General features: G+C 42.3%; 18 protein-coding genes. 13 read left to right on the forward strand and 5 right to left on the reverse strand.

Features of this window, described 5'->3' with window-relative positions; translation table 11 throughout:
• Positions 1–344: 344 nt before the first annotated feature.
• Positions 345–1994, forward strand: a complete 1650-nt coding sequence (arnT, locus tag OOA_RS18800; protein WP_008913760.1) for a lipid IV(A) 4-amino-4-deoxy-L-arabinosyltransferase — start codon at positions 345–347, stop codon at positions 1992–1994.
• A gap of 198 nt (positions 1995–2192) precedes the next feature.
• Here arnT and OOA_RS18805 read toward each other — a convergent pair whose 3' ends face one another.
• The 4 genes from OOA_RS18805 to OOA_RS18820 are packed head-to-tail and all read right to left on the reverse strand — an operon-like array spanning position 2193 to position 7037.
• Positions 2193–2375 carry a hypothetical protein gene (locus tag OOA_RS18805; protein ID WP_008913761.1) on the reverse strand — a complete coding sequence of 61 codons (183 nt, stop codon included), beginning with the start codon at positions 2373–2375 and terminating at the stop codon, positions 2193–2195.
• A complete protein-coding gene (locus OOA_RS18810) occupies positions 2372–5476 on the reverse strand; it encodes a MexW/MexI family multidrug efflux RND transporter permease subunit (protein ID WP_008913762.1) in 3105 nt (1034 codons plus the stop codon). The genes OOA_RS18805 and OOA_RS18810 overlap by 4 nt, the downstream gene beginning before the upstream one ends.
• 10 nt (positions 5477–5486) lie before the next feature.
• Positions 5487–6596 (reverse strand): efflux RND transporter periplasmic adaptor subunit, encoded by a 1110-nt coding sequence (locus OOA_RS18815; RefSeq protein ID WP_008913763.1) that lies wholly within the window; start codon positions 6594–6596, stop codon positions 5487–5489.
• 9 nt (positions 6597–6605) lie between these two features.
• Positions 6606–7037, reverse strand: a complete 432-nt coding sequence (locus OOA_RS18820; protein ID WP_008913764.1) for a DoxX family protein — start codon at positions 7035–7037, stop codon at positions 6606–6608.
• A gap of 153 nt (positions 7038–7190) precedes the next feature.
• Here OOA_RS18820 and soxR point away from each other — a divergent pair, with 153 nt between their 5' ends.
• The 9 genes from soxR (at position 7191) to OOA_RS18865 (ending at position 16339) form a co-directional block, all read left to right on the forward strand.
• The gene (gene soxR, locus OOA_RS18825; protein WP_008913765.1) at positions 7191–7688 is read left to right on the forward strand and encodes a redox-sensitive transcriptional activator SoxR; all 498 of its coding nucleotides are present in this window, start codon (positions 7191–7193) and stop codon (positions 7686–7688) included.
• Positions 7689–7746: 58 nt separating this feature from the next.
• Positions 7747–8217 (forward strand): SMI1/KNR4 family protein, encoded by a 471-nt coding sequence (locus OOA_RS18830; RefSeq protein WP_008913766.1) that lies wholly within the window; start codon positions 7747–7749, stop codon positions 8215–8217.
• A gap of 432 nt (positions 8218–8649) precedes the next feature.
• On the forward strand, positions 8650–9435 hold the full coding sequence (locus tag OOA_RS18835) for an SDR family oxidoreductase (protein WP_008913767.1): 786 nt from the start codon (positions 8650–8652) through the stop codon (positions 9433–9435).
• Positions 9436–9481: 46 nt separating this feature from the next.
• Positions 9482–10726 carry a styrene monooxygenase/indole monooxygenase family protein gene (locus OOA_RS18840; protein WP_008913768.1) on the forward strand — a complete coding sequence of 415 codons (1245 nt, stop codon included), beginning with the start codon at positions 9482–9484 and terminating at the stop codon, positions 10724–10726.
• Between the two features lie 9 nt (positions 10727–10735).
• Positions 10736–11296 (forward strand): flavin reductase family protein, encoded by a 561-nt coding sequence (locus OOA_RS18845; RefSeq protein WP_008913769.1) that lies wholly within the window; start codon positions 10736–10738, stop codon positions 11294–11296.
• Positions 11293–12075, forward strand: coding sequence for a cyclase family protein (locus OOA_RS21325; RefSeq protein ID WP_008913770.1), 783 nt, complete (start codon positions 11293–11295; stop codon positions 12073–12075). Before OOA_RS18845 ends, OOA_RS21325 begins: the two co-directional genes overlap by 4 nt.
• A 3-nt stretch (positions 12076–12078) precedes the next feature.
• Positions 12079–13692: a phytoene desaturase family protein gene (locus OOA_RS18855; RefSeq protein ID WP_008913771.1), complete on the forward strand. Its 1614-nt coding sequence runs from the start codon at positions 12079–12081 to the stop codon at positions 13690–13692.
• Between the two features lie 81 nt (positions 13693–13773).
• Positions 13774–14667, forward strand: coding sequence for a SphA family protein (locus OOA_RS18860; RefSeq protein ID WP_008913772.1), 894 nt, complete (start codon positions 13774–13776; stop codon positions 14665–14667).
• Between the two features lie 247 nt (positions 14668–14914).
• On the forward strand, positions 14915–16339 hold the full coding sequence (locus OOA_RS18865) for a carbohydrate porin (protein ID WP_008913773.1): 1425 nt from the start codon (positions 14915–14917) through the stop codon (positions 16337–16339).
• Positions 16340–16759: 420 nt separating this feature from the next.
• Here OOA_RS18865 and OOA_RS18870 read toward each other — a convergent pair whose 3' ends face one another.
• Positions 16760–17845, reverse strand: a complete 1086-nt coding sequence (locus OOA_RS18870) for an AraC family transcriptional regulator (RefSeq protein ID WP_008913774.1) — start codon at positions 17843–17845, stop codon at positions 16760–16762.
• 727 nt (positions 17846–18572) lie between these two features.
• Here OOA_RS18870 and OOA_RS18875 point away from each other — a divergent pair.
• Genes OOA_RS18875 through OOA_RS18885 form a run of 3 tightly spaced genes read left to right on the forward strand, consistent with a single transcriptional unit; the run spans position 18573 to position 22711 of the window.
• Positions 18573–20771 (forward strand): thiamine pyrophosphate-dependent enzyme, encoded by a 2199-nt coding sequence (locus OOA_RS18875; RefSeq protein ID WP_008913775.1) that lies wholly within the window; start codon positions 18573–18575, stop codon positions 20769–20771.
• 10 nt (positions 20772–20781) lie between these two features.
• The gene (locus OOA_RS18880; RefSeq protein WP_008913776.1) at positions 20782–22278 is read left to right on the forward strand and encodes an indolepyruvate oxidoreductase subunit beta family protein; all 1497 of its coding nucleotides are present in this window, start codon (positions 20782–20784) and stop codon (positions 22276–22278) included.
• A gap of 10 nt (positions 22279–22288) precedes the next feature.
• Entirely contained in the window at positions 22289–22711 is a 423-nt protein-coding gene (locus tag OOA_RS18885; RefSeq protein WP_008913777.1) for an acyl-CoA thioesterase, read from the forward strand.
• Positions 22712–22731: the final 20 nt, after the last annotated feature.

The raw sequence follows: 22731 nt of genomic DNA on the forward strand, positions 1-22731 counted from the left end.
TTTTAGATTAAATAATAAGGATGCGATATCGATAACAAATGATGTCATTAGTATAAAATAATAGAAAGCAGAGTTAATAGCGTGATTTAGGTTGCAAGCTTTAGGTTTATAAGCAGTTAGCAGTAACTTAAAGTATGACTGAGATATTTATTGTTGCAGAATAGTTGCATTCAGAATGATTAATTCTCTATTTGTTTATATGAGGTTTATTCATGCTGATGATAATGGTTTAATGAGCTATAAAAATGCTAAGTGCTTCAATGTGACATGTCAGGTGAAGGCGAGTGATTATCGCATAACCTCATGATAATAATAAATATTTATAAAAGAATGGTTGAAATAAAATGAATATGGCAAATACTAAGATTGCCTACCTTAAGTGGTGCCTGCTGTTTTGCTTTGTATTACTGACTTATTTTATTCCTCTTAATGGCCGGCTCCTTTGGCAACCAGATGAACTGCGCTATGCAGAAATAAGTCGTGAATTAATCTCCAGCTATAACTGGAGTGTTCCTGAGCTTCTTGATATCCGTTATTTCGAAAAACCCATTTTTGGTTATTGGGTCAATGCATTTTTTCAAATGTTGTTTGGTGAAAATAATGTATCCGTTAGGCTTGGGGTAGTGTTTAGCACTTTAACCAGTGCATTATTTGTTTACCTTAGTGCCAAAATGGCATGGAAAAAAAACAACCTCGCATTCAATGCGACCTTAATCTATCTCTCCATGTTCATGGTGTTAACTATTGGGACTTATAATGTTTTAGATCCAATCTTGACGGCATTTTTGACCATGGTCATGTTCTTTTTCCAGTGGGGATTAGCCGCTAAAGATTTCTCGCAAAAGTTGATCGCCTTTATTTTATTAGGCGTAGCTGGTGGTCTTGGGCTGATGACTAAAGGCTTTTTGGTTTTAGTCTTGCCCGCATTAGTGATTTTCTTTTGTTCGATTTACTATAAACAGTTCAAGGAAGTATTCTTTTTTTCTTTTGTCTCACTCTGCGCAATGTTTATTGTTTGCTTACCGTGGGCGATAATTGTCGCAAGCCGTGAGCCAGACTATTGGCATTATTTCTTTTGGGTTGAACATGTACAGCGTTTTATGGCTGACAATGCGCAAAATCGGTCACCTTTCTGGTTTTATATTCCCATCTTAATTGCTGCTGTGCTGCCTTGGTTAGGCTATTTATTTGCCGCGTTAGTAAATAGTTTTCGTCAAAAAGGCCAACATATCTATTTTCTGCTGTGGTTCTTAGTACCTTTTGTGTTTTTTAGTATTACCAAAGGCAAGTTACTTACGTATCTTTTACCCTGTATTGCGCCTATCGCGGTTCTGATGGCGGCTTATATTGATAAAGTGCTAGAGCAAAAACAAGTGGGGGCGATCCGCCTCAATGCGGTGATTAATATTAGTATCGGCTTATTGCTTGCGGGTGCCATATTTTTCTCGTCTCACTTTAAAGCACTTAATTTTTATTCGGCGGATGAGAGCGACAAATTATTACTCGCAACGGGTGCATTCTTATTTTGGGCGTTGATTGGTTTTATCTCGTTTAACCGTCGCTTTTGGGCATTCGCCGCAGCCTGTACAGTTGTATTGAGCTTAAGTGTCGGGTCAATAATTCCGGATAAAATTGCCAGTAACAATACGCCACAAAAGCTGATCGAAAAATATCGTGCGCAGTTGTCAGATAAAACGTATTTATTAACTAATAATGTTGGATTAGGCACAGCACTGGCTTGGGTATTAAAACGCAGTGATATCACTATGTTGCATCAAACTGGTGAGCTGGGTTATGGGTTGCAATACCCCGACGCAGTAAAGCGTTTTTATCGTTTGGACCAACTACCAGGATTGTTGGAAGAGCATAATTATCAAGATATAGCGGTGGTGGTTGAAGCATCCCAAGATCGAATATTATCAGCGTTGCCTGGCAAACCAACAATTATCAAAGAAGGTAATTTAGTCTTTGCTTTCTATGAAGGCCGAAATTAATCACCAATAACCAAAAGCCGCATAAGAATCACTTTATGCGGCTTTGATGAAACCATTGCATGATGATTAGGTTCGTAAATACAATTAGTTATTTGAGCCGCTAAATTAACCCTTAGCGGCTTTTTTGATCTGCGACTAACTCAGTGAGCTTAATTTTTATCTCACTGAGTTGCGCTTATCGCTGACATTCGACCCGAGCTATTCTGGATATACCAATGTAAATGAGCTAGATGTATTTTTAAGACAATCTGGTTTTGCTGTTGTATCTGCAATACCATGATAAATCATCAGCATGGCAACACTATTATTCATTGTGTTCATTTCATTATCATTGATGTCAGCGTTATTTTTTGGATGACGAGCCCTTATGCTTTTATTCATTGTATTTTTTCCTCTTCAGCTTTGAGTAAGCGATCCGCTTCGGCAAGTTCATAGCGTCGTGGTGTTAAAGCGGCCGCATTATGATTACGTGCAAGTAATGAATAGATCGTAGGTAACACAAATAAGGTAAATAGCGTACCGACCAACATACCTGTCACAATCACCAATCCAAGTCCGAAGCGGCTATTCGCCCCTGCACCCGTTGCAAATAATAGTGGCACTAAACCAATTACCATCGCTGCCGTAGTCATTAAAATTGGACGTAAACGTATTTGTGCGGCTTTCAAGATTGCTTGGCGTCTATCTATTCCTTCATGAGCTTGTAATTCATTCGCAAATTCAACCATTAAAATACCGTGCTTACTGATCAGCCCAATCAAGGTAACTAAACCAATTTGCGTATAAATATTTAGCGTGGCGTATCCCAGTGCAAGCGGGATTAATGCTCCACAAATCGATAAGGGAACTGTAATTAAGATAATGAGCGGATCGATTAAACTTTCATACTGCGCAGCAAGTACTAGATAAATGATGATTAGTGCCGACATAAATGCAAAGACGAGGGTATTTCCTTCTTGCTTATATTGACGTGAATCAGATTGCCAGTCATGGCTGAAGCCAGCGGGTAATTCATTTGCGATTTTATCCAAATACTCAACGGCTTGTCCCATTGTCACGCCTGATGCTGGGATGGCTTGTAAAATAGCTGCGTTTTGCTGGTTGAACTGAGTTAACTTGTTTGGTTCAATTTGTGTATTAATATTGACCACGGTTGACAACGGGATCATGGTGCCATCTTGTGTTTTTATATAATGGCGCGAAAGTGTATCGGGAGTTAAACGCTGGTTGCGAACACTTTGTGGGATCACATCATAGGAGCGCCCATCCATACCAAAGCGGTTAATATAGTTTTCGCCGACCAGTAGCGTGAGAGATTCACCGATATCTTGCATACTGACACCAAGACTATTGGCCTTTGAACGATTAATTTTGATCTCAACGACAGGGTTGTTGTAATTAAGATCACTGTCCACCACCATAAACAATCCGCTTTCACGAGCCTGTTTTTTGATCTCTTCCATCGTGTTATACAACACCGGATATCCCTGTGGGCTTCTTAATACCATCTGTATTGGTAGACCCCCAGTAGAGCCGGGAAGTGCGGGTAATTGGAAGACAAAGATACTATTTCCTTCTATATCGCCGACCATGCCTTGCAAGTCTGATTGAATTTCAGAAGCTGGGCGGTCACGTTTTTCCCACGAAATTAAATTGGTGCCGCCAAAACTGGATGATGGTCCATCAGTTCCATTAATTATCCATGTACTTTCGGTTTCAGGAAGTTTCGTAAATACATCATGTAGCTTATGAGAGAAACGTTCGACATACTCAAGATTGGCATGTTGTGGCGATTTGATAGCCGTTAAGACAGTGGATTGATCTTCTACTGGTGCCAGTTCACGAGGTGCAGATTGGTAGAGTAGTGGCAAGCTGATAAATACGCATACTGCAATGATCCCGGTGATCCAGCGGTGGTTTAACGAAAAATTTAGCCCTTTGGTGTAATAATTGGCAAGGCGGGAGAAAAACTTCTCTGCCATGAGAGCCATACGACCTTCATTCTGCTTTGAGTTCAGCATGAAAGAACTCATGACAGGGGATAACGTGAGGGCGACGATACCTGAAACAATCACTGCACCCGCTAATGTCAGTGCAAATTCTTTAAATAAAGCACCCGTTAAGCCAGACATCAAACCAATGGGGGCATAAACTGCGGCTAGGGTGATGGTCATAGCAATAACGGGACCTGCTACTTCACGGGCTCCGATCAATGCTGCTAATACAGGGGATTTGCCTTCTTCAATATGGCGATGAACGTTCTCAACCACCACAATCGCATCATCTACCACTAGCCCGATTGCCAGCACCATCGCAAGTAACGTTAACAAATTAATACTAAAGCCAAACGCCATCATTAAGGCAGCAGCACCCAACATGGATAATGGAATGGCTAAGATAGGAATGATGACGCTACGGACGGATCCCAAACACAGATAGATAACTACAATCACAATCAGTAAAGCTTCAACTAACGTGTTGAATACCTGATTAATCGAGGCTTTGATAAAGCGAGAGGTTTCAAATGCCATTTCAATTTTGACATTAGGTGGCAGGGTTTTAATGATATCAGGCATCAATTTGTTCATGCCATCGACAATTACTAGCGGGTTACCGGTTGGCGTCGCAAATAAGCCTAAATAAATCGCGGGTTCCCCATTCATCAATCCACTCGTTTCAGTCGATGCTGCCCCTAGCTCAATGGTTCCCACATCACGCAAACGGACTAATCCATTACCATCATTGCGAATAACGAGATCTTGAAATTCAGCGATATTGGTAAGGTCAGTATTGACGTAAACATTGGAAATAACATATTCACCCTTCACCTTACCGGGCGCGGCTTGGTAATTATTTTGGCGCACTGCTTGTGCGACATCCGCAGCAGAAAGACCACGACCCGCTAGCTTATCGATATCTAGCCACAAACGCATTGCCAATTGTTGTCCACCAAATACTTCTACTTTTGCCACCCCTTCGATAGATGAGTACATTGGTTCAACTACCCGTGACAGATAATCAGTCAGTGCGGGGATCGACAGTGTTGTGCTGGAAAAACCGATATATGCGACGGCTGTCGATTCACCTGAAGAGAGTTCGATCACCGGGTCATAAGCTTCTTTCGGTAATTTGTAGCCAATTTGATTTACTTTAGCCATCACTTGCGTGAGGGCTTGAGTTGAATCGCGGTTAAGCTCCATTCTGACTGTCACTACACTACTACCTTGCACTGATGAAGATGATAAATAATCGACACCTTCAACGGAGGAAACGGCTTGTGCAATAGGTTGAGTGACGAACCCTTGCATCAATTTTGCAGATGCGCCGGGATATTGGGTGGTGATAGTAATGGTTGAGCTTTCTAGCTGAGGATATTGACGGATAGGCAGCTTACTTAAAGCATATAATCCCATTAACACGATTAATGCGCTCACAACCAATGCCAAAACAGGACGGCGTACAAAAATATCAGTAAATTTCATGGCGCCTTCCTTACGAATTCGGGGCGGTAATAACGGCTGATTCTGCTAATGTATCTTGTGTTACAGGCGTGATAGCCGACCCATTGTTGAGGCGTAATTGTCCCGATGTGACCACCATATTACCGTCTTTTAGACCTTGTTCGATTTCAATTTTTCCATCCCAACGTTGGCCTGTTTTGACTGAAACTTGCTTAGCCGTCATGGCTTCACCATTGCCTTCAGCAATAAAAACGGTATCGCCATAAGCGGTATAAGTGACGGCTGTTTCAGGTACAGTTAGTACTTTACTATTTGCTTGGCGAACGACATTGACGTTGGCATACATGCCAGCTTTTACTGCGCCATCGCTATTTTCGAGGGTGGCTTGTAATTGCACAGTGCGTGACTTACCAATTAAAGGGTCAATAGCATTAATTCGAGCGGAGAAGGTTCTGTCGGGATAAGCATCGACATTAATATCAACGAGTTGATCGATATACAGTTCGGGTGAGGATTGTTCATCCAGTGAAAAGTTTAGTTTCAATATTTGCGTATCGACGAGGCTGGCGATATTCTGACCGGGATTGATATATTGCCCTTCATGAATTTGACGAATACCAATGATGCCATTAAATGGTGCACGGATAGCCTTTTGTGCGATCAATGCTTGAGTTTGTTGAATCAGACTTTGCGCGATATCACGTTCCGCACGAGTGCTATCAACTTGCGCTTCTGCGACTAAATTTTTATCTGCCAGTAAGCGTGTTCTATCATGCAAACGTGCTGCATTACGCAGTTGAGCTTGATAGCGAGCTAGATCCGCTTGTTCAACAGCATCGTTGAGTTGAACAAGAATTTGCCCCTTTTTAACTTGTTGACCGGATTCAAAATCAATTCTTGTGATACGGCCACTGGTTTCCGCTGCGACAAACACTTGTCGACCTGCTTCTAATTCTCCAACGCCGTAAAATGTACGGGGAGCATTATCTTGAGTGACAGGCGCTAAAGCGACTTTGATAGGGGGATACTGATAAGCGTCTTGCTCATTTTTCCCATCTTGTGCGTAAAAGTTGTAGATGGCAGTGCCACCACCTGCAGTAATCAGTACCGCACACAATATAACAATCGTTTTTTTATTCATTATAATTACCTAGGACTTCTGCTTTTTTGCAGTGAAATGAAGGTCACGGAAATGCCCAGAAATGGCGACAGCGATTAATCCACCAATCACAGATAGATGTTCAATGGCCCAAAACATGGCAATTTTTGCTTCTAAGCCGGTATAGCTCCAAAAAGTGTGAACCACGACGATGGTTAGAAATAAAAAGACAGCAAGAGCCCCCGCGCCTAGCCAGAGTAGGCGATTTAAAAACACCAAAAGAGAACCTGCTATTAAGACAAATGCGGAGGCAATATTGAAAAACCAATCTGGATGTAAACCTGCTGCACGCATTTCGGCTAGGCTGCTTTCATAATTAAAAACTTTGGTTAATCCAGATGAGACAAACACTATCAATATCAGTATGCGAGCAATAAACCACAGCACATGACTTTCTAAAATTTTGGCGATTACCTTTGGCATAGCCAATCCCCTTAAACAACGTTAGCCCGCATGCCATAAATAGGTGCTATCACCACACATGCGAAAATTGAATCGAACAATCTGAATTGACAAACTCAGTGGCTGGCACTATAAAACCTCAAGTTAGGTTGAGGTCAAGAGAAGGTTCATAAAATGGTAGAAAAAGACATAAAAACGATAAAAGGTCCGCAGCAGCCTGAAAAAACAATAGATTTTACAAGGGCTTTAACTGTCGGTGATGTGGCAAAACGTTCTGGAGTTTCTGTTGCAACGGTACACTTTTACGAAACAAAAGGGCTTATTCAGAGTACAAGAACGCAGGGTAACCAGCGCCGCTTTCCCCCTGTAGTGCTGCGATATATTGCGATTATTAAAGTGGCTCAAAGCACTGGGATCCCCTTAAAAGAGATCCAAGACGCTTTAGGGAAATTTCCAGCTAACAGTAAGCTGACTTCGGAGCAATGGAAGCAAATGTCAACCGAATGGAAAGTTTCGTTAGATAAACGGATCAAGCAGTTAACTCGTTTACGTAACGAGTTAGATCACTGTATTGGTTGCGGATGCTTGTCACTTAGCGAATGCCCATTACGTAACCCTGATGATATTTTAGGGCGTAAAGGTCCTGGTGCACGTATTTTGGAACGACCTTAGTGTGTTAGTTTGGTTTTTCATTGTCGCTTTTTAATTTTTAGATAGGGAGCAGAAGCATATGAACTATATAGACTTAATCGAAAAAAAGATGAAGGAAAGTGGAGAGGATATATTCTCAAGTAATGCTACAGATCTTGAAACAATTAACTTATTTGAATTGTCACTTGGCGTCATCTTCCCTGAATCCTATCGAATATTTTTACAAAAATACGGCACTTTAGCTTTTGGTGGTGAAAGTTTTTATGGTATCACCAGAAAAGGTATAAATGGCAATAGTGTTCCTTGCGTACTTTTTGTAACGAAAGGCGCTAGAGAAATGGGTGATATTGATGATGGCATGATTAAAATAAAATCATCAGGCTATGGGCCTTCATTTTCTATCGATACTAAGATCCTTGGTAAATCAGGGGAGCCTGTCATTGTTGAAACTGAATTATCATTTAAATACACAGGAATAAAGACGATTATCGCTGATAATTTTTCTGAATTTTTATTAGTAGAAATAGCGCGAACAATTGAAGATTTATAGATATAGAGCGCTATCCTCACAATCGTCTGAAGGCTTATCTATAACAGCAATTCAGTTTACTCTGACGGGTTTTTATTTTTGGCGACTATCAGTATATTTCTAATAAGCGATTTTTGATTCTTCTGGATTTATTTTTGCTGCTTCTAACTTAACAAAACCTAGCCGATTCTTTTACGATCCTCCTATTTTATCACTTCAAATCCTAACACTCACCCAATTTGCTATAAATCACAGTTTTCATTATCTGGATAGCAACTGCGAATAATGGCTATTTTCCTCTTTATATCATTAGGTTAAATATCAAATAGCCGCGCAGGGTGGATAATTATTGCGTGCAACGGCTACAGGCTTGTTGCCATTTTGCGCAATCATAAATCATGTTAATCAATTGTGAAATTATTGTGATTGAATGAGCGAAAAGAGGGCACAAAAATGAAAGGTTTAAATGACAAAGTGGCAATCGTAACCGGAGGCGCAACCAAAATCGGTGCAACCGTTGCCCAAATATTGAGCTCATATGGTGTGAAAGTCACCATTTTTGATATTGATAAAGTCAATGGTGAAAAAGTGGCTCAATCTGAGCCGAGCATTGATTTTTTGGCTATTGATATTACCGATGACCAACAACTTAAGCAGGGCATCGACAGGGTTGCGCAAAAGTATGGACAATTCGATTTTTTAGTTAATCTGGCCGCCACTTATCTTGATGAAGGCCAGTCATCCTCACGGCAGGATTGGATAACTGCTCTGAATATTAATGTAGTAAGTGCTGTGATGGCTGCGCAATTTGCACAACCGTATTTTGTCAAAGCAGGCAAGGGTGCAATCGTCAATTTTACCAGTATCTCCTCATCCGTTGCTCAAACGGGTCGTTGGCTCTATCCCGCATCCAAAGCCACCATGCTAGAAGTGACACGCAGTCAAGCGATGGACTATGCGCCAGATAGCATTCGAGTAAATTCAGTTTCGCCGGGTTGGACCTGGTCGCGAGTGATGGATGAAATCACCAGCGGTGATCGCCAAAAAACTGACCGAGTGGCTGCCGATTATCACCTATTAAAACGGGTTGGTGACCCAGAAGAGGTGGCGCAAGTCGTTGCTTTTTTACTGTCTGATCTTGCCAGCTTTGTCACTGGCGCCGATTACGCTGTTGATGGCGGTTACTCCGCGATGGGGCCAGAACAGGCCAAACCTGCAATCCCTCGTCTTGCTGAGTAAGACACGGTGACTTTGATTTTTGTGAAAAAGTATTGAGGAAAAAACTATGCGTCGTATAGCAATCGTAGGTGGTGGTCAGGCGGGTATGCCATTAGCATTAGGGCTATTAGATAAAGGCTATGAAGTTACAGTAGCCACCAACCGAACTCCCGATGATGTCAAAAATGGTCGCGTCATGTCCAGTCAGTGTATGTTCGATATCTCACTGCAATTTGAACGTGATTTAGGGATCAACTTTTGGGAAGACGAATGCCCACCAGTAGAAGGCATTGGTTTTACTGTCCCTCATCCAGAAAAACCCGGTGAGCAAGCGATTACATGGCGCTCACGTCTTGATAATTATGCGCAAGCTGTCGATCAGCGCATTAAAATGCCTTATTGGATGGAGCTGTTTGCTGCACGTGGTGGCAATCTGCATATTGAAGATGTTGGCGTTGCTGAGTTGGAAAAACTGGCTGACACTCATGATCTTGTGATATTAGCGGGTGGAAAAGGAGAAATCGTTAAGTTACTAGAACGTGATCCTTCTCGCTCCCCGTATGATAAGCCGCAACGTGCATTAGCACTAACCTATGTGCATGGCATGTTACCAACACCTGAATATTCACAAGTCTCTTTTAACCTGATCCCCGGCGTTGGTGAGTACTTTGTGTTCCCATCACTCACTAACACAGGTGACTGCCATATTATGGTTTTTGAAGGGATTCCGGGAGGTCCAATGGATCAATGGAATGACGCTAGAACTCCTCAAGATCACTTGGCATACAGCAAAAAAATCCTCGAAACCTACTTGCCGTGGGAAGCTGATCGTTGTCGACATATTGAATTGACCGACGATAACGGCATTTTAGCCGGTCGCTTTGCACCAACTGTACGCAAGCCAGTACTCACATTACCTTCAGGTAAAAAAGTGTTCGGTTTAGGAGATGCATTAGTAACCAATGACCCACTGACCGGGCAAGGTTCTAACAACGCAACGAAAGCCAGCAAAGTCTATTACGATGCGATCCTTATGCATGGCGACAAGCCATTTACTGAGGAGTGGATGACCGATACATTTGAGCAGTTCTGGAAATACGGGCGTCATGTCGTTGAATGGACGAATTCGTTATTAGCACCACCTGAGCCACATATCTTAAATTTATTGGGTGCTGCCCAACAATTACCTGCACTTTCACACACCATTGCCAATGCCTTTAACTACCCACCAGTGCTATTTCCATGGTGGAAAGATGGGCATGCCTGTGAATCTTATATTCAATCTCAAATGATCGAAGAAGCCCGCGCTTAAGGGGAAGTTATGAATATGCCAATGATTGCAGAGGATAGGCTGATGTGTGAAAGCGAATGGGGACATACTGAATTTGAGTCGAAGGCTTTGCGCAATTTATTAGGTTGTTACCCTACAGGGGTAGCAATTGTCACCACACGCACGGCTGATGGACGTGATGTGGGTCTGACAATCAATTCGTTTGCTTCATTATCGCTTGATCCACCTCTGGTGCTCTGGAGTTTAGTTAACCATTCACCCAACTTAGATGTATTTCGTGATTGCACCCACTTCACGATCAATATCTTAGCTAAAGATCACCAAGAACTTGCGCTGCGCTTTGCCAATCCTCGGATCACTAATAAATTTGAGGATGTTGCAATGCATATCACACCTGAAGGGATCCCTGCCTTACATGGAGCGATCGCTACCTTAGTTTGTGAGAATCATAAGCAGGATCACATTGGCGATCATTTATTGATGATTGGCCATGTTCGCCGCATTGGCAGCGAAAACGGTAAGCCATTAATTTTTCACAGCGGTAGTTTTACTGCCTTACATGATGCGCAATTAGCGCAGGAGACACTATGAACCAGCAAACTTTAATGTCATTTGCCACTGAATTACAGAATGGGCACATTCGAGTTGTCGATCTGACTCAAACATTGTCACCGTCATTTCCTGCGCTGCAATTACCTGAGCAATTTGGTCAAGTGTGGTCATTTAGTATGGAGCAAATCTCTCGCTATGATGAAAATGGCCCCGGTTGGTATTGGAATAATTTTAGTTGTGGTGAACATACGGGTACCCACTTTGACGCGCCGATCCACTGGATTAGTGGTAAAGATCAAGCCAATAATACGGTAGATACTATTCCTGTACACCACTTTGTTGCTCCTGCGGTGGTTGTTGATGCGAGTAAAGAAGTTGCTGAAAATGACGATTGGGTGCTAACCGTTGATTTCTTACAACAATGGGAAGCTAAACACGGCAAAATTCCTGCGGCAGCATGGGTTTTATTACGAACTGATTGGTCTAAAAAAGCCGATAACCCAGAAGCATTTGTGAATATGCGTGAAAATGGCGCACACACGCCGGGCCCTTCACAGGAAGCGGTTGAATGGCTTATTGAGCAGCGTGATATTAAAGGCTTTGGAGTAGAAACTATCAATACGGATGCGGGGCAATCTTATAGCTGGCCTATCCCTTATCCATGCCACACCTTAATGCACGGTAATAATAAATATGGGCTACAGTGCCTGAAAAACCTCGATCAGTTACCAGCAACTGGTGTTGTTATTGTTGCTGCGCCATTAAAGATTGAAGGAGGCTCGGGGAGTCCATTACGCGTTCTAGCGCTGGTGGGGTGAGTTATGACCATACAACCCAGCCCACAGGTGATTGTTGTAGGTAGCGGAATGAACTCCTTGATGTGTGCCGCCTTATTGGCGGTACGCGGAAAATCGGTATTGGTATTAGAGCGCAACGATAGGCTTGGAGGCTGCATTCGAACAGAAAGTCTCTATCCGGGTTATACCCATGATTTGCTCTCTTGTTGGTACTCGCTATTTGTGGGAAGCCCTGGCTATCAAGAGCTTGAGCCTCATTTAAAAAAACAAGGGCTGGAATTTGCGCAATGTGACTACTCAACAGGACTGGTTCAGCCTAATGGGCAATCTATCGCATTAAAACGTGATATTGGTGAAGCAGCAAAACAGCTCGATGAGCTAGCACCCGGCGATGGAACCATGTTTCGTCAAATGGCAGAAAAACTATTCGGTGAGGATGCCTCTCTGACCTTTGGTTTACTGGGGCAGAACCCTTATAGCGGTAGCATGTTAAAGCTATTGTTTAGCGAGTGGCGTAAGCGTGGTGTGGATGGATTACTCGACTTTACTAAAGCAGGCGTTGAGAGTTTTCGTCGCTGGTCAGAGCGCGAATTACAGCATGATTTTAGCCGAGCATTGATCGCACCTTGGGTATTGCATACGGGGCTAGGGCCTGATGAAGCAAGTTCTGCATTAATTGGCAAATTAACTTTTGCTGCGGTTGTTGCGGGTGGAATGCCTGTTGTTAAAGGGGGAAGCTTTCGTATTGTCGAGGCATTATCTCGAGTGATTGAACAACACGGTGGTCAATTAAAAACTTCCATGCATGTCGAGAAAATCATAACTCATGGTACGGGTAAGCAACGGCGTGCTAAGGGTGTCATCGTGAATGGAGCAATGATCACGGCTCAAGAAAGTGTGGTGTGTAATGTAACGCCAACTCAGCTTTATGGCAGTTTGCTTGATGATGTACCACCACAGGTAGCGCAACGTGCGAAAGGCTACCGTTATGGGCGAGCAGGAATGCAAATTCATTTTGCATTAAGCGCTCCTCCACCATGGTGTAATCCTGAATTACTTAATGTGCCATTGGTACATTTTACTGAAAGTATGGAACAAGTTTGTCTCTCGGTTACGCAAGCAAATAACGGTTATTTGCCTGATAAGCCAACCTTTGGAATTGGACAACCGACGACGTTAGATCCAAGTCGTGCGCCTGAGGGCGGTTGGATCTTGTGGATCCAAATGCAAGAGTTACCGCGTCAATTGAAAGGGGATGCTGCAGGGGAAGTTAGCGTACCTGCTGACGGGCGTTGGAATGAACAAGTTCGTGAAGCAGTAGCGGATCGTGTTCAACAGCGTTTAGAACAAGTGATGCCGGGTGTTTCATCATTGATTGTTGGGCGCACCGCAATTTCTCCCGCGGATCTGGAAAACTATAACTGCAATCTTGTCGGTGGAGATCCCTATTCAGGTACTTGTTCTCCAGATCAATTTTTTTGGTTACGACCTTTTGCAGCTTCAGGGCAAACAAAAACACACCAAACTGCGGTCAAAAATTTATTTCATATTGGTGCATCAACTCATCCGGGGCCCGGTTTGGGTGGCGGCTCAGGCTATCTAGTTGCACAAACATTAGCAGCAAAACGTAGGACGTAATGATAACAGCAACGGTATGCACACAATAAAAAACAAAGGTTAACACAGCAATCACCGCAACCCATTAAGGCAGGAAAAATAATGATTAAGAAAAAAATCAGTAAGCTTATAGCTGGTTCATGTCTCGGTGTTCTTTCATTTGGAGCAATCGCAACAGAGGGCGGCGGCTTAGGGATCTATCCTAATGGATTAGAGAACTTTATGTCGGGAGCACTGCCTCCATCAGGTGTTCATGTTTTGATGTATGGCGGTAATATGCATTATGACAGCGTTCGCGATAATAAAGGCGACAAAATCCCAATCCCCGGATTTAGTGTTAACGTAAATCTATTGGCACCTCGTTTGATTTGGGTAACAGATCAAAAGATATTAGGTGGTGATCTGGCTTTTCATACCATCATTCCATTACTTGATGTCACCGCAAAAGCAGCAGGAAAAAAAGATACCAGCCGTGGGTTGGGGGATGTGACATTTGGTCCCGCTTTAGGTTTTCATCCTTCAGCTGACTTACATTATGTTGTGGGCTTAGATGCTTATGCGCCTACGGGGAAATACAGTAAAACCGACCCGTCGAGTTTAGGAAAAAATTACTGGGCGTTACAGCCAGTCTGGGCCATTAGTTATATTCCACCCGTTGGTATTAATGCGGATTTAAAAATGATGTATGACTTTAATTTCCGTAATAATGATACTAAAACACGCTCAGGACAGGCATTACACGCAGACTATGCATTAGGCTGGGGATTTGGTAATGGTTGGGTCGCAGGCTTGGGTGGCTACGCCTTCTGGCAAACAACAGAAGATAGCGGACCAAACTCGGCACAGGGTAAGGCACGAGCTTATGCAATTGGTCCATCAATCCGTTATGCTAATCAGCAAGGTTGGCTATTTACAGCCAAATGGGAAAAAGATTTTGAGGTTAGAAATCGTCCAGAAGGTTCACAAATCTTCTTAAAAGCATCAATTCCATTTTAATAAATTAAATTTTTTGTCTTTTCGCATATAGCTCAGTAAATATTCGCTGAGCTATCTTTTTTATATTGAATGACTAAATACGCATTAAGGTGTGAGCATTTTATCATTTTCGCCAAAAAGTGTTAACGTTAACATTTTGAGTGCTGTAAGATACAACGATAATTTAAGCATAACAATGAATAAGTAAAATTGCTGAATAGCTACCCTGTAAATCATTATTTAAAGTTTGGTTTAAAAAGGCATAAACATGAAAAAATTTTATTTGTCTGTCATTGCGACTGCGTTTGTTACTATTTTTCCGATCAGTGGCCAAGCAGAGGTAGACTTAAGTGCTATTGAAGCAAGATTACAAGCATTAGAAAAAAGAGCAGAACAGGCAGAACAACGAGCTGTGACCGCAGAGCGTAAGGTTGAAAAACTTGAAAAAATGATGACGGTTCAAAGTTCATCTCCTCAAACTAGCCAGCCATCATTAGCCGTCACAACATTATCACCGTCTACTACATCTCCATCTAAGCCCGCAGCGAATCAACTATCTGGTGTTCAATATAACAATGAGTTTGGTGAATTAAAGCTCTATGGGGATGTTGAATTTAATATGGATGCGGCAAGTCGCAAAGGCCAAATCACCTCTGTGAGCACAGCGTTAGGTAAAGATAATGAACCGGGTAAAAGTGATAATTGGGATATTAATGGGCGTATTTTAATTGGTATTGATGGTAAGCATCAGATTAGCAATGGCAATTATGCTGGTTTTAGTGTGCAGCCTCTTGCTGATATGACAGGTAAGATGAATTTGGATGATGCTGTATTTTATTTCGGCCAACAAAATAGTTGGGAAGCAAAATTAGGGCGTTATGAAGCCTATGATATGTTCCCTTTAGGCCAAGATACTTTTGTCGAGTATTCAGGTAATACTGCGAATGATCTTTATGGTGATGGTTTTGGCTACATTTATATGATGAAAGAGGGACGAGGTCGTTCTGGTGATGGTGGAAGTGTACAATTATCCAAATCACTGAATGATTGGTATTTTGAAATTAATGCCCTCGTTGAAGATGGAACTTCTCTATTTGATGATGGCACCTATCATGGTTATACATTAGATAATAAGAAAAATGTCATTTATCTAAGGCCTGTCATTGCATGGCAACCGAATGATTTTAAAGTCGCTGTCGCGATGGAATCACAAGTTATTAATAATGCTTATGGCGATAACGTTGATGGTAAGTGGAAAGATATGTCGAAGCGTAACGGTTATGGTATGACGCTTGGTTGGGATACATTGCAAAAAGATCCTGAAAATGGACTTCAGCTTATGCTGAGTACCGCATATTTGGATGCAACATCAGAGAAAGATTTATCAATTGGAGGATATGGTTTGTGGCGCCGTGCGCAGCTAGGTTATATTTTTGCGCATAATGACATTAAAGATTTTAACGCCGAAAATCTTTCAGAAAATTCAGATGACATATTAAATGGTGTACCGGGTAAATATGATATCCATACTATTTATGCTTCTTATGAGATCCCTAAAATTTTGGATTTAGATAATTATAAAATTTATTTAGGCGCTTACTATTCTAAAATTAATGCACAAAATAGTAATATGATTAGTGCTAAAGATGATGATCGTTATGGTGTTCGCGCTCGTTTTAAATATTTTTTCTAGCGTAATTATTAAATGATTCTTATTTTATGTACCTTATTTCATTATATTTATTGTAGCCAATCAATGGAATAAGGTACTTGGCCCGACGATTAAAATAGTTATAGTATACTAGGGCTGTTTGTCTTTGCTGCTGATTTTTACCGTACTAATCGGTTTAAGTAACAGCAATATCATCATGTCACGTACTTGGGCGCCTAAAAAACATCACCAAAAACCCTAAACCGTAAATGAAAAGCGCCCTTCGGGTTCAATTAAACGTGATTTTTCGCTGTGTTGAGCGACTCTTGCCGAGTCCACTAGGCGGCGAGCCACTCTCCTTGCTTCTTTTTGTCTTAACTAAAGACGTGTAATTCGAATAAAAATTGACCTTCAAAGATCAACAGCCCCTAGGTGCTTAGATATAAATGCTTACTTATTAAATTAAGCTTTTTTAATACTTTGACTTGGGCTTTCACCATAACGTTGTTTGTATTCGGCACTAAAGCGTCCCATGTGCGCAAAGCCCCAACGTAGTGCGACCCCCGTGACACTTGCCGCCTCACCTGATAATAATTCTGATCGTACACGTTCCATTCTTAAATCACGTAAGTACTGCATCGGGCTGATGTCTAAAAATTCTTTAAAACCAGCATATAAACTGCGTAGGCTAACGCCTGCAATATGTGCAAGTTGTTCAACTGTAATTGGCTCATGAGCATGGGCTTCTAAATACTCTTGCACACGGCGAACATGCCTCGGACGGATAGTTGCACGCCGCATGCCTGAGTCCTCAGTATAATTATGGTTCTGGGTGGATAGTAAGGTAACAGAGACTAATTGCTCGACTTGAGTAGCAATCAGCTTATGTTGCAGGAGGTCTGGTGAGCGAGTAGCACATTCAATCAAATAATTCATTAAAGTACGCCAAGCAGTACAAGATTGCCATTCGAAACCAAGCTCAAAAACGAGCGGTTTATCAAGCGTATGTCCTAACTGACCGACTAATGACCTTTCCAGCAGCGAGCGTGAAATTCGTAGCATTACCTGATCGTTATCACTGTTCCAACGCATACTTGTCGATTCTTCTGGGCTGAGTAATGATGCCATTTTTGGCGTCGATTCTAAGTATTTCCCTCCGCTTTCAATAATAGCGCTACCCGATAGAGGCATTTGTACGAGAAAAAAATCTTGGAGTTGACCCGGTGAAATAAGCACATCAGCACCATAGCGAAGGCGGCTTAATGCAATATCGCCCATGGGAATATAATGCATACGAGCATCAAGACGTTGATGTGGATTTAGTAAATTAAACTGATGTGGTTTCATCACTCGGCCAACCATAGATTTGATCTCTTCTGGATCGGCCGAAGTGAATAATAAACGCTCTGTTGAACAGAGTTGATTTTCAATCTGGGGTGCAGATGAATGGGACCACGAGTTGCTCAGCATCGCAGGATCTCCAAATAAAGTCGTCAGGCTATTATTGTTATGTACTCTGCTGGTGCCTGATCCATTCATTCCCGTCATATTTTGAGCTGCACTGTTGTTGGCGACTATTTAGTATCCGAATCATATCTGTACTGATTATCCGGATAGCTTAGGTTGACGCCTAGACGCATCTTTAATTATTAAGGGAGTATTTATCCATAAGCCTTTTCAAGGGATGACAAAACCAAACAGAGATAAATTTATTAACATTTTGTTAAACTATTTGTAACTAGTTAGGTTTTGAACATAGCATAAACAATATAGTTGACCTAGCCAATAATGTGCAAAATCTATCCAAAAAATGCATAATTATAGAAACAGTATGGTTATTGTGATTGCGTTAACAATATAAAAAATAAAGTTATTTTTATTTTAGGTTAGTGGAATATTCATGATTAATCATATTGTTGTATGTTTTATTCTCTTCAGTTATGTATAAAAAGCATAAATAATAACTCTTTTAGATAAGTCATGGGTTGTTTGTGCTATTCCCTTATAAATAATATGGATAATTGGCAGTTTTTTGCTTATTTATGATGATTATTGATCTCTTCATTTTTCATTTGGTGTATTTATAACCTTTCATACAAATAGTATTTTGTGATTGTTTTGCAAGATATTTATCCGCTCTCTGCAAGTCCTATCCACTCTCTGCATAAATCTAATATCCATGATTAATCATGCATTGACCACTTGGTAACAAAAAAGATACAAGATGGAAACACAAAAAAGATAATAACGTTCTGACGTTCATTGTGAGGTTAAAATGGCTGAGCGATCGTTTGTACAAGAAGTGCAAAAATTACGACAAGGTCAGGGTGAGGTTTTTAGTGGAGAAGGTATCCTTGCTGTCACTAAAGCGTTATTAGAGTCCGGCGTTTCATATGTAGCAGGTTACCAAGGCGCACCAATCTCTCATTTAATGGATGTTCTTGCTGATGCGCAGGATATCCTCTCCGATTATGGTATTCGTTTTGAAAATAGTGCAAGTGAAGCCACTGCAGCTGCAACGCTTGCCGCTTCAGTCAACTATCCATTACGAGGTGCTGTAACATTTAAAGCAACAGTAGGTACTAACGTTGCTTCAGATGCACTGGCTAATTTGGCATCCGGTGGTGTACTGGGTGGCGCGTTGATCATTGTTGGTGAGGATTACGGTGAAGGCTCTTCTATTATGCAGGAGCGTAGTCACGCTTTTGCGATGAAATCACAAATGTGGTTGTTAGATCCTCGTCCTAATTTGCCTTCGATTGTACAGGCTGTAAAAGATGGTTTTGATCTTTCTGAAGCGAGTAACACACCGGTTATGTTACAGATGCGTATCCGTTCTTGCCATGTTCATGGGCAGTTTGTTTGTTCGGATAATCTACATCCAAAATTTACAGTTAAAGACGCATTGGAAAATCCAACAAGGGATGTCAGTCGCATCGTATTACCTCCCGCTAGTTTCCTGCATGAAAAAGAAAAAATTGAAGCACGCTGGCCTGCGGCGGTGAAATTTATTCAAGAACGTCAGTTGAATGAGTTTTTTGCCGAAGAGGCTGATGATGTTGGCATTGTACTGCAAGGTGGCTGCTATAACACGCTGATCCGTGCATTGAATCAAATAGGTTTAGCGGATGTATTTGGAAATAGCAAAATACCACTTTATGTGATGAATGTGGCTTATCCATTAATTGATGATGAGTTTGAGCGTTTTTGTCGCAACAAAAAATCCATTCTTGTGCTGGAAGAAGGTCAACCTAACTTTGTTGAGCAGAATATCGCAAACATTTTGCGTCAGCGCAATATCGACGTTGCGTTGCATGGCAAAGATATTCTGCCAATGGCGGGCGAATATAACACAGCAACAGTGCTAGCGGGTGTGCGTTCCTTTTTAGAACGCTACAGCAAAATTGAACCGCAAGTTAAGGCCGCAGCAAAACAAATTCGTATTCCAACAATTATGGTTACTGAACTGGAAGTTGATTCAGCAGAACCGGAATATGTTAATGCGGCTGAACCCACCTTGAATGAAACTGTTCACGCACGTCCTCCCGGTTTTTGTACTGGTTGTCCAGAACGTCCCATTTTTACTGCAATGAAATTAATTGAGCGTGAACTTGGTGAGCACCACATCAGTGCGGATATCGGCTGTCATCTTTTCTCAATATTACCGCCTTTCAACTTGGGTAATACCACAATGGGGTATGGGTTAGGTGGTGCGGGTGCTGCTGCATTGAATGCTAAAGCTGGCAAAAGGGCGATAGCGGTGATGGGGGATGGTGGTTTTTGGCATAACGGTTTAACCAGTGGGATTGCCAATAGTGTATTTAATCGTAGTGATAATTTAACCATTGTTGTTGATAACAGCTATACGTCAGCGACAGGGGGTCAAGACATTTTGTCATCTACCGCGTTGAATCCAACTCGTAGTACAGGCCATGAAATTGAAAAAGCAGTCAAAGGTGTTGGCGTGAATTGGGTTAAGACCATTAAACGCACATATGACCTGAAAACAATGACGAATACATTGCGCGAAGCCCTAACCACTCAAGAAAAAGGTCCAAAAGTATTGATTGCGCAAAGTGAATGCATGCTGAACAAGCAACGTCGTGAAAAGAAAAAAGTGCGTAGTGATGTTGCCGCAGGTAAGCGAGTGGTTAGGGAGCGCTTCGGTATAGATCCAGATACCTGCACCGGTGATCACTCTTGCATTCGTTTATCAGGTTGCCCGTCTTTATCGATCAAGCCAAATCAAGATCCTTTACGTACTGATCCCGTGGCGACCGTGATGGATAGCTGCGTAGGCTGTGGTCTTTGTGGTGAAATTTCTCATGCTGCGGTTTTATGTCCTTCATTTTTTAAAGCACAGATCATTACCAATCCAAATGGTTGGGACAAATTACGCCATCGCGTTCGCGGCTGGTTTATTGGCTATTTGCAACGCCGTGATGCACGTCGTCGTGAACAACTGAGTTTCTGAGGGGGATGATATGGTTGCATTACAACCCATCAAAATAGCAATTTTAGCTATGGGTGGTGAAGGTGGTGGTGTTCTCGCTGACTGGATTGTGAACTTAGGTGAGGATAATGGCTACTTTGCGCAAACAACTTCTGTACCCGGTGTTGCTCAGCGTACTGGCGCGACGATTTATTATGTTGAGTTATTTCCGGGAGCAGATAACCCATTAACGCCAAGACCTGTATTGGCATTAATGCCAATGCCGGGAGATGTTGATGTAGTGTTAGCCTCTGAACTGATGGAAGCTGGGCGAGCGGTGCAGCGCGGATTTGTCACCCCAGAACGTACGACATTAGTCAGCTCGACACACCGTGTTTATTCTATTGCGGAAAAATCGGCAATGGGTGATGGTCGTGTTGATAGCAAAGCCTTAATTCGCCATGCCGGACTTGCTGCGCGTCAGTTTATTCATTTTGATATGGAAAAAGCGGCGCAGCAAAGCGGTAGCGTGATCAGTGCCGTATTGTTTGGTGCTTTGTTCGGCTCTGGTGTTCTCCCTTTTAGCCGCTCACAATTTGAAGAAACCATTGTGCGGGGTGGTGTCGGTGTTAAACCAAGTTTACGGGCATTTTCTCTTGGCGCTGAAAAGGCTGCTCATCCTGAAGAACCTCACGAAACACAAGTAGCTCAGATAACACCTCATACCGCAAAAAATAAGCACGTAGCCGAATTATTGGCACGAGTTGAACGTGATTTTCCCCAACATGTTCATTATTTGGCAATTGAGGGGGTACGCCGATTAATTGATTATCAAGACCCAGCATATGCCTCCCTTTATTTAGACCGCGTAGCACAACTATTTAGCCAAGAAGGTGGTAGTGATGCGCGCTTACAGCGTGCATTAGTTCGTCATTTAGCGCTTTGGATGTCTTATGAAGACACCATTCGGGTGGCAGATCTAAAAATTCGAGACAGCCGTTTTCAACGTGTTCGCAACGAAGTACATGCAAATGATAGCCAGTTACTCGATATCAATGAATTTATGCATCCAAGAATTGAAGAAATTTGCGAAACGCTTCCCAAAAACCTTGGTACGTGGTTGATGCGGCCACATTGGTTACACAAAACGGTTCGCAAATTCACCCAAAAGGGTCGCACGATCACTACCAGTTCGTTGGGCGGCTTCTTACAATTATATCTACTTGCAGCATGGCGACGCGGTCGGCGCACAACATTACGCTATCAGCTAGAAACTCAGCGAATTGAAGGTTGGCTATCTGCGGTAGAAAAGGCGGCTCAGACTAACCCTGCACTTGCGACCGAAATTGCGCAATGTCAGCGGGTCGTGAAAGGTTATAGCGATACACATTCTCGCGGGCTACGTAACTTCCAAACCTTAATGGAAATTGTTGAACGCTATGGTGCTCAACTCGCTCCGGCTAATTTACGTGAGTTACGTGAGGCCGCTTTAGCCGATGAGCATGGTAATGAATTGCGCAAGTGCCGCCAACGTTTGGCTATGGAATAAGGAAAATATTATGAGTCTGCTTAAATTTACTCGACCACATAGAATTCTTTTCTCAGAGTGTGACCCTGCGGGAATTGTCTTTTATCCGCAATATTTCATTATGTTTAACAATCTATTAGAGCACTGGGTAGATCAACTGATTCCCCAAGGGTTTGCGGGTTACATTCTTGAACAGCGTTTTGGTTTACCGACTGTCTATCTCGAAGCTGAATTTAAGGCGATTAGTCGGATGGGTGATGATGTTGAACTTCAATTACAGGTTGAGCGTATTGGGGGGAAATCCATTACGTTACACCAAACCTGCACCAGCGTAAGTGGCGAGCTACGTATGCAAGTCACTCAAACTTTTGTCACGACTTCATTAGAAACACATCAGGCGATTGCTATCCCTGATGAGCTTTATCACGCCTTAACCCAGCAGCAACCTGTGTGATGGCACAACGTAGCAAAGGA

This window comes from Providencia burhodogranariea DSM 19968, assembly GCF_000314855.2.
GTDB classification, from domain to species: domain Bacteria; phylum Pseudomonadota; class Gammaproteobacteria; order Enterobacterales; family Enterobacteriaceae; genus Providencia; species Providencia burhodogranariea.

Coding starts and splice junctions, on each gene's coding strand:
- arnT (WP_008913760.1), top strand. CDS start 345: ATGAATATGGCAAATACTAAGATTGCCTACCTTAAGTGGTGCCTGCTG.
- OOA_RS18805 (WP_008913761.1), bottom strand. CDS start 2,375: ATGAATAAAAGCATAAGGGCTCGTCATCCAAAAAATAACGCTGACATC.
- OOA_RS18810 (WP_008913762.1), bottom strand. CDS start 5,476: ATGAAATTTACTGATATTTTTGTACGCCGTCCTGTTTTGGCATTGGTT.
- OOA_RS18815 (WP_008913763.1), bottom strand. CDS start 6,596: ATGAATAAAAAAACGATTGTTATATTGTGTGCGGTACTGATTACTGCA.
- OOA_RS18820 (WP_008913764.1), bottom strand. CDS start 7,037: ATGCCAAAGGTAATCGCCAAAATTTTAGAAAGTCATGTGCTGTGGTTT.
- soxR (WP_008913765.1), top strand. CDS start 7,191: ATGGTAGAAAAAGACATAAAAACGATAAAAGGTCCGCAGCAGCCTGAA.
- OOA_RS18830 (WP_008913766.1), top strand. CDS start 7,747: ATGAACTATATAGACTTAATCGAAAAAAAGATGAAGGAAAGTGGAGAG.
- OOA_RS18835 (WP_008913767.1), top strand. CDS start 8,650: ATGAAAGGTTTAAATGACAAAGTGGCAATCGTAACCGGAGGCGCAACC.
- OOA_RS18840 (WP_008913768.1), top strand. CDS start 9,482: ATGCGTCGTATAGCAATCGTAGGTGGTGGTCAGGCGGGTATGCCATTA.
- OOA_RS18845 (WP_008913769.1), top strand. CDS start 10,736: ATGAATATGCCAATGATTGCAGAGGATAGGCTGATGTGTGAAAGCGAA.
- OOA_RS21325 (WP_008913770.1), top strand. CDS start 11,293: ATGAACCAGCAAACTTTAATGTCATTTGCCACTGAATTACAGAATGGG.
- OOA_RS18855 (WP_008913771.1), top strand. CDS start 12,079: ATGACCATACAACCCAGCCCACAGGTGATTGTTGTAGGTAGCGGAATG.
- OOA_RS18860 (WP_008913772.1), top strand. CDS start 13,774: ATGATTAAGAAAAAAATCAGTAAGCTTATAGCTGGTTCATGTCTCGGT.
- OOA_RS18865 (WP_008913773.1), top strand. CDS start 14,915: ATGAAAAAATTTTATTTGTCTGTCATTGCGACTGCGTTTGTTACTATT.
- OOA_RS18870 (WP_008913774.1), bottom strand. CDS start 17,845: ATGACGGGAATGAATGGATCAGGCACCAGCAGAGTACATAACAATAAT.
- OOA_RS18875 (WP_008913775.1), top strand. CDS start 18,573: ATGGCTGAGCGATCGTTTGTACAAGAAGTGCAAAAATTACGACAAGGT.
- OOA_RS18880 (WP_008913776.1), top strand. CDS start 20,782: ATGGTTGCATTACAACCCATCAAAATAGCAATTTTAGCTATGGGTGGT.
- OOA_RS18885 (WP_008913777.1), top strand. CDS start 22,289: ATGAGTCTGCTTAAATTTACTCGACCACATAGAATTCTTTTCTCAGAG.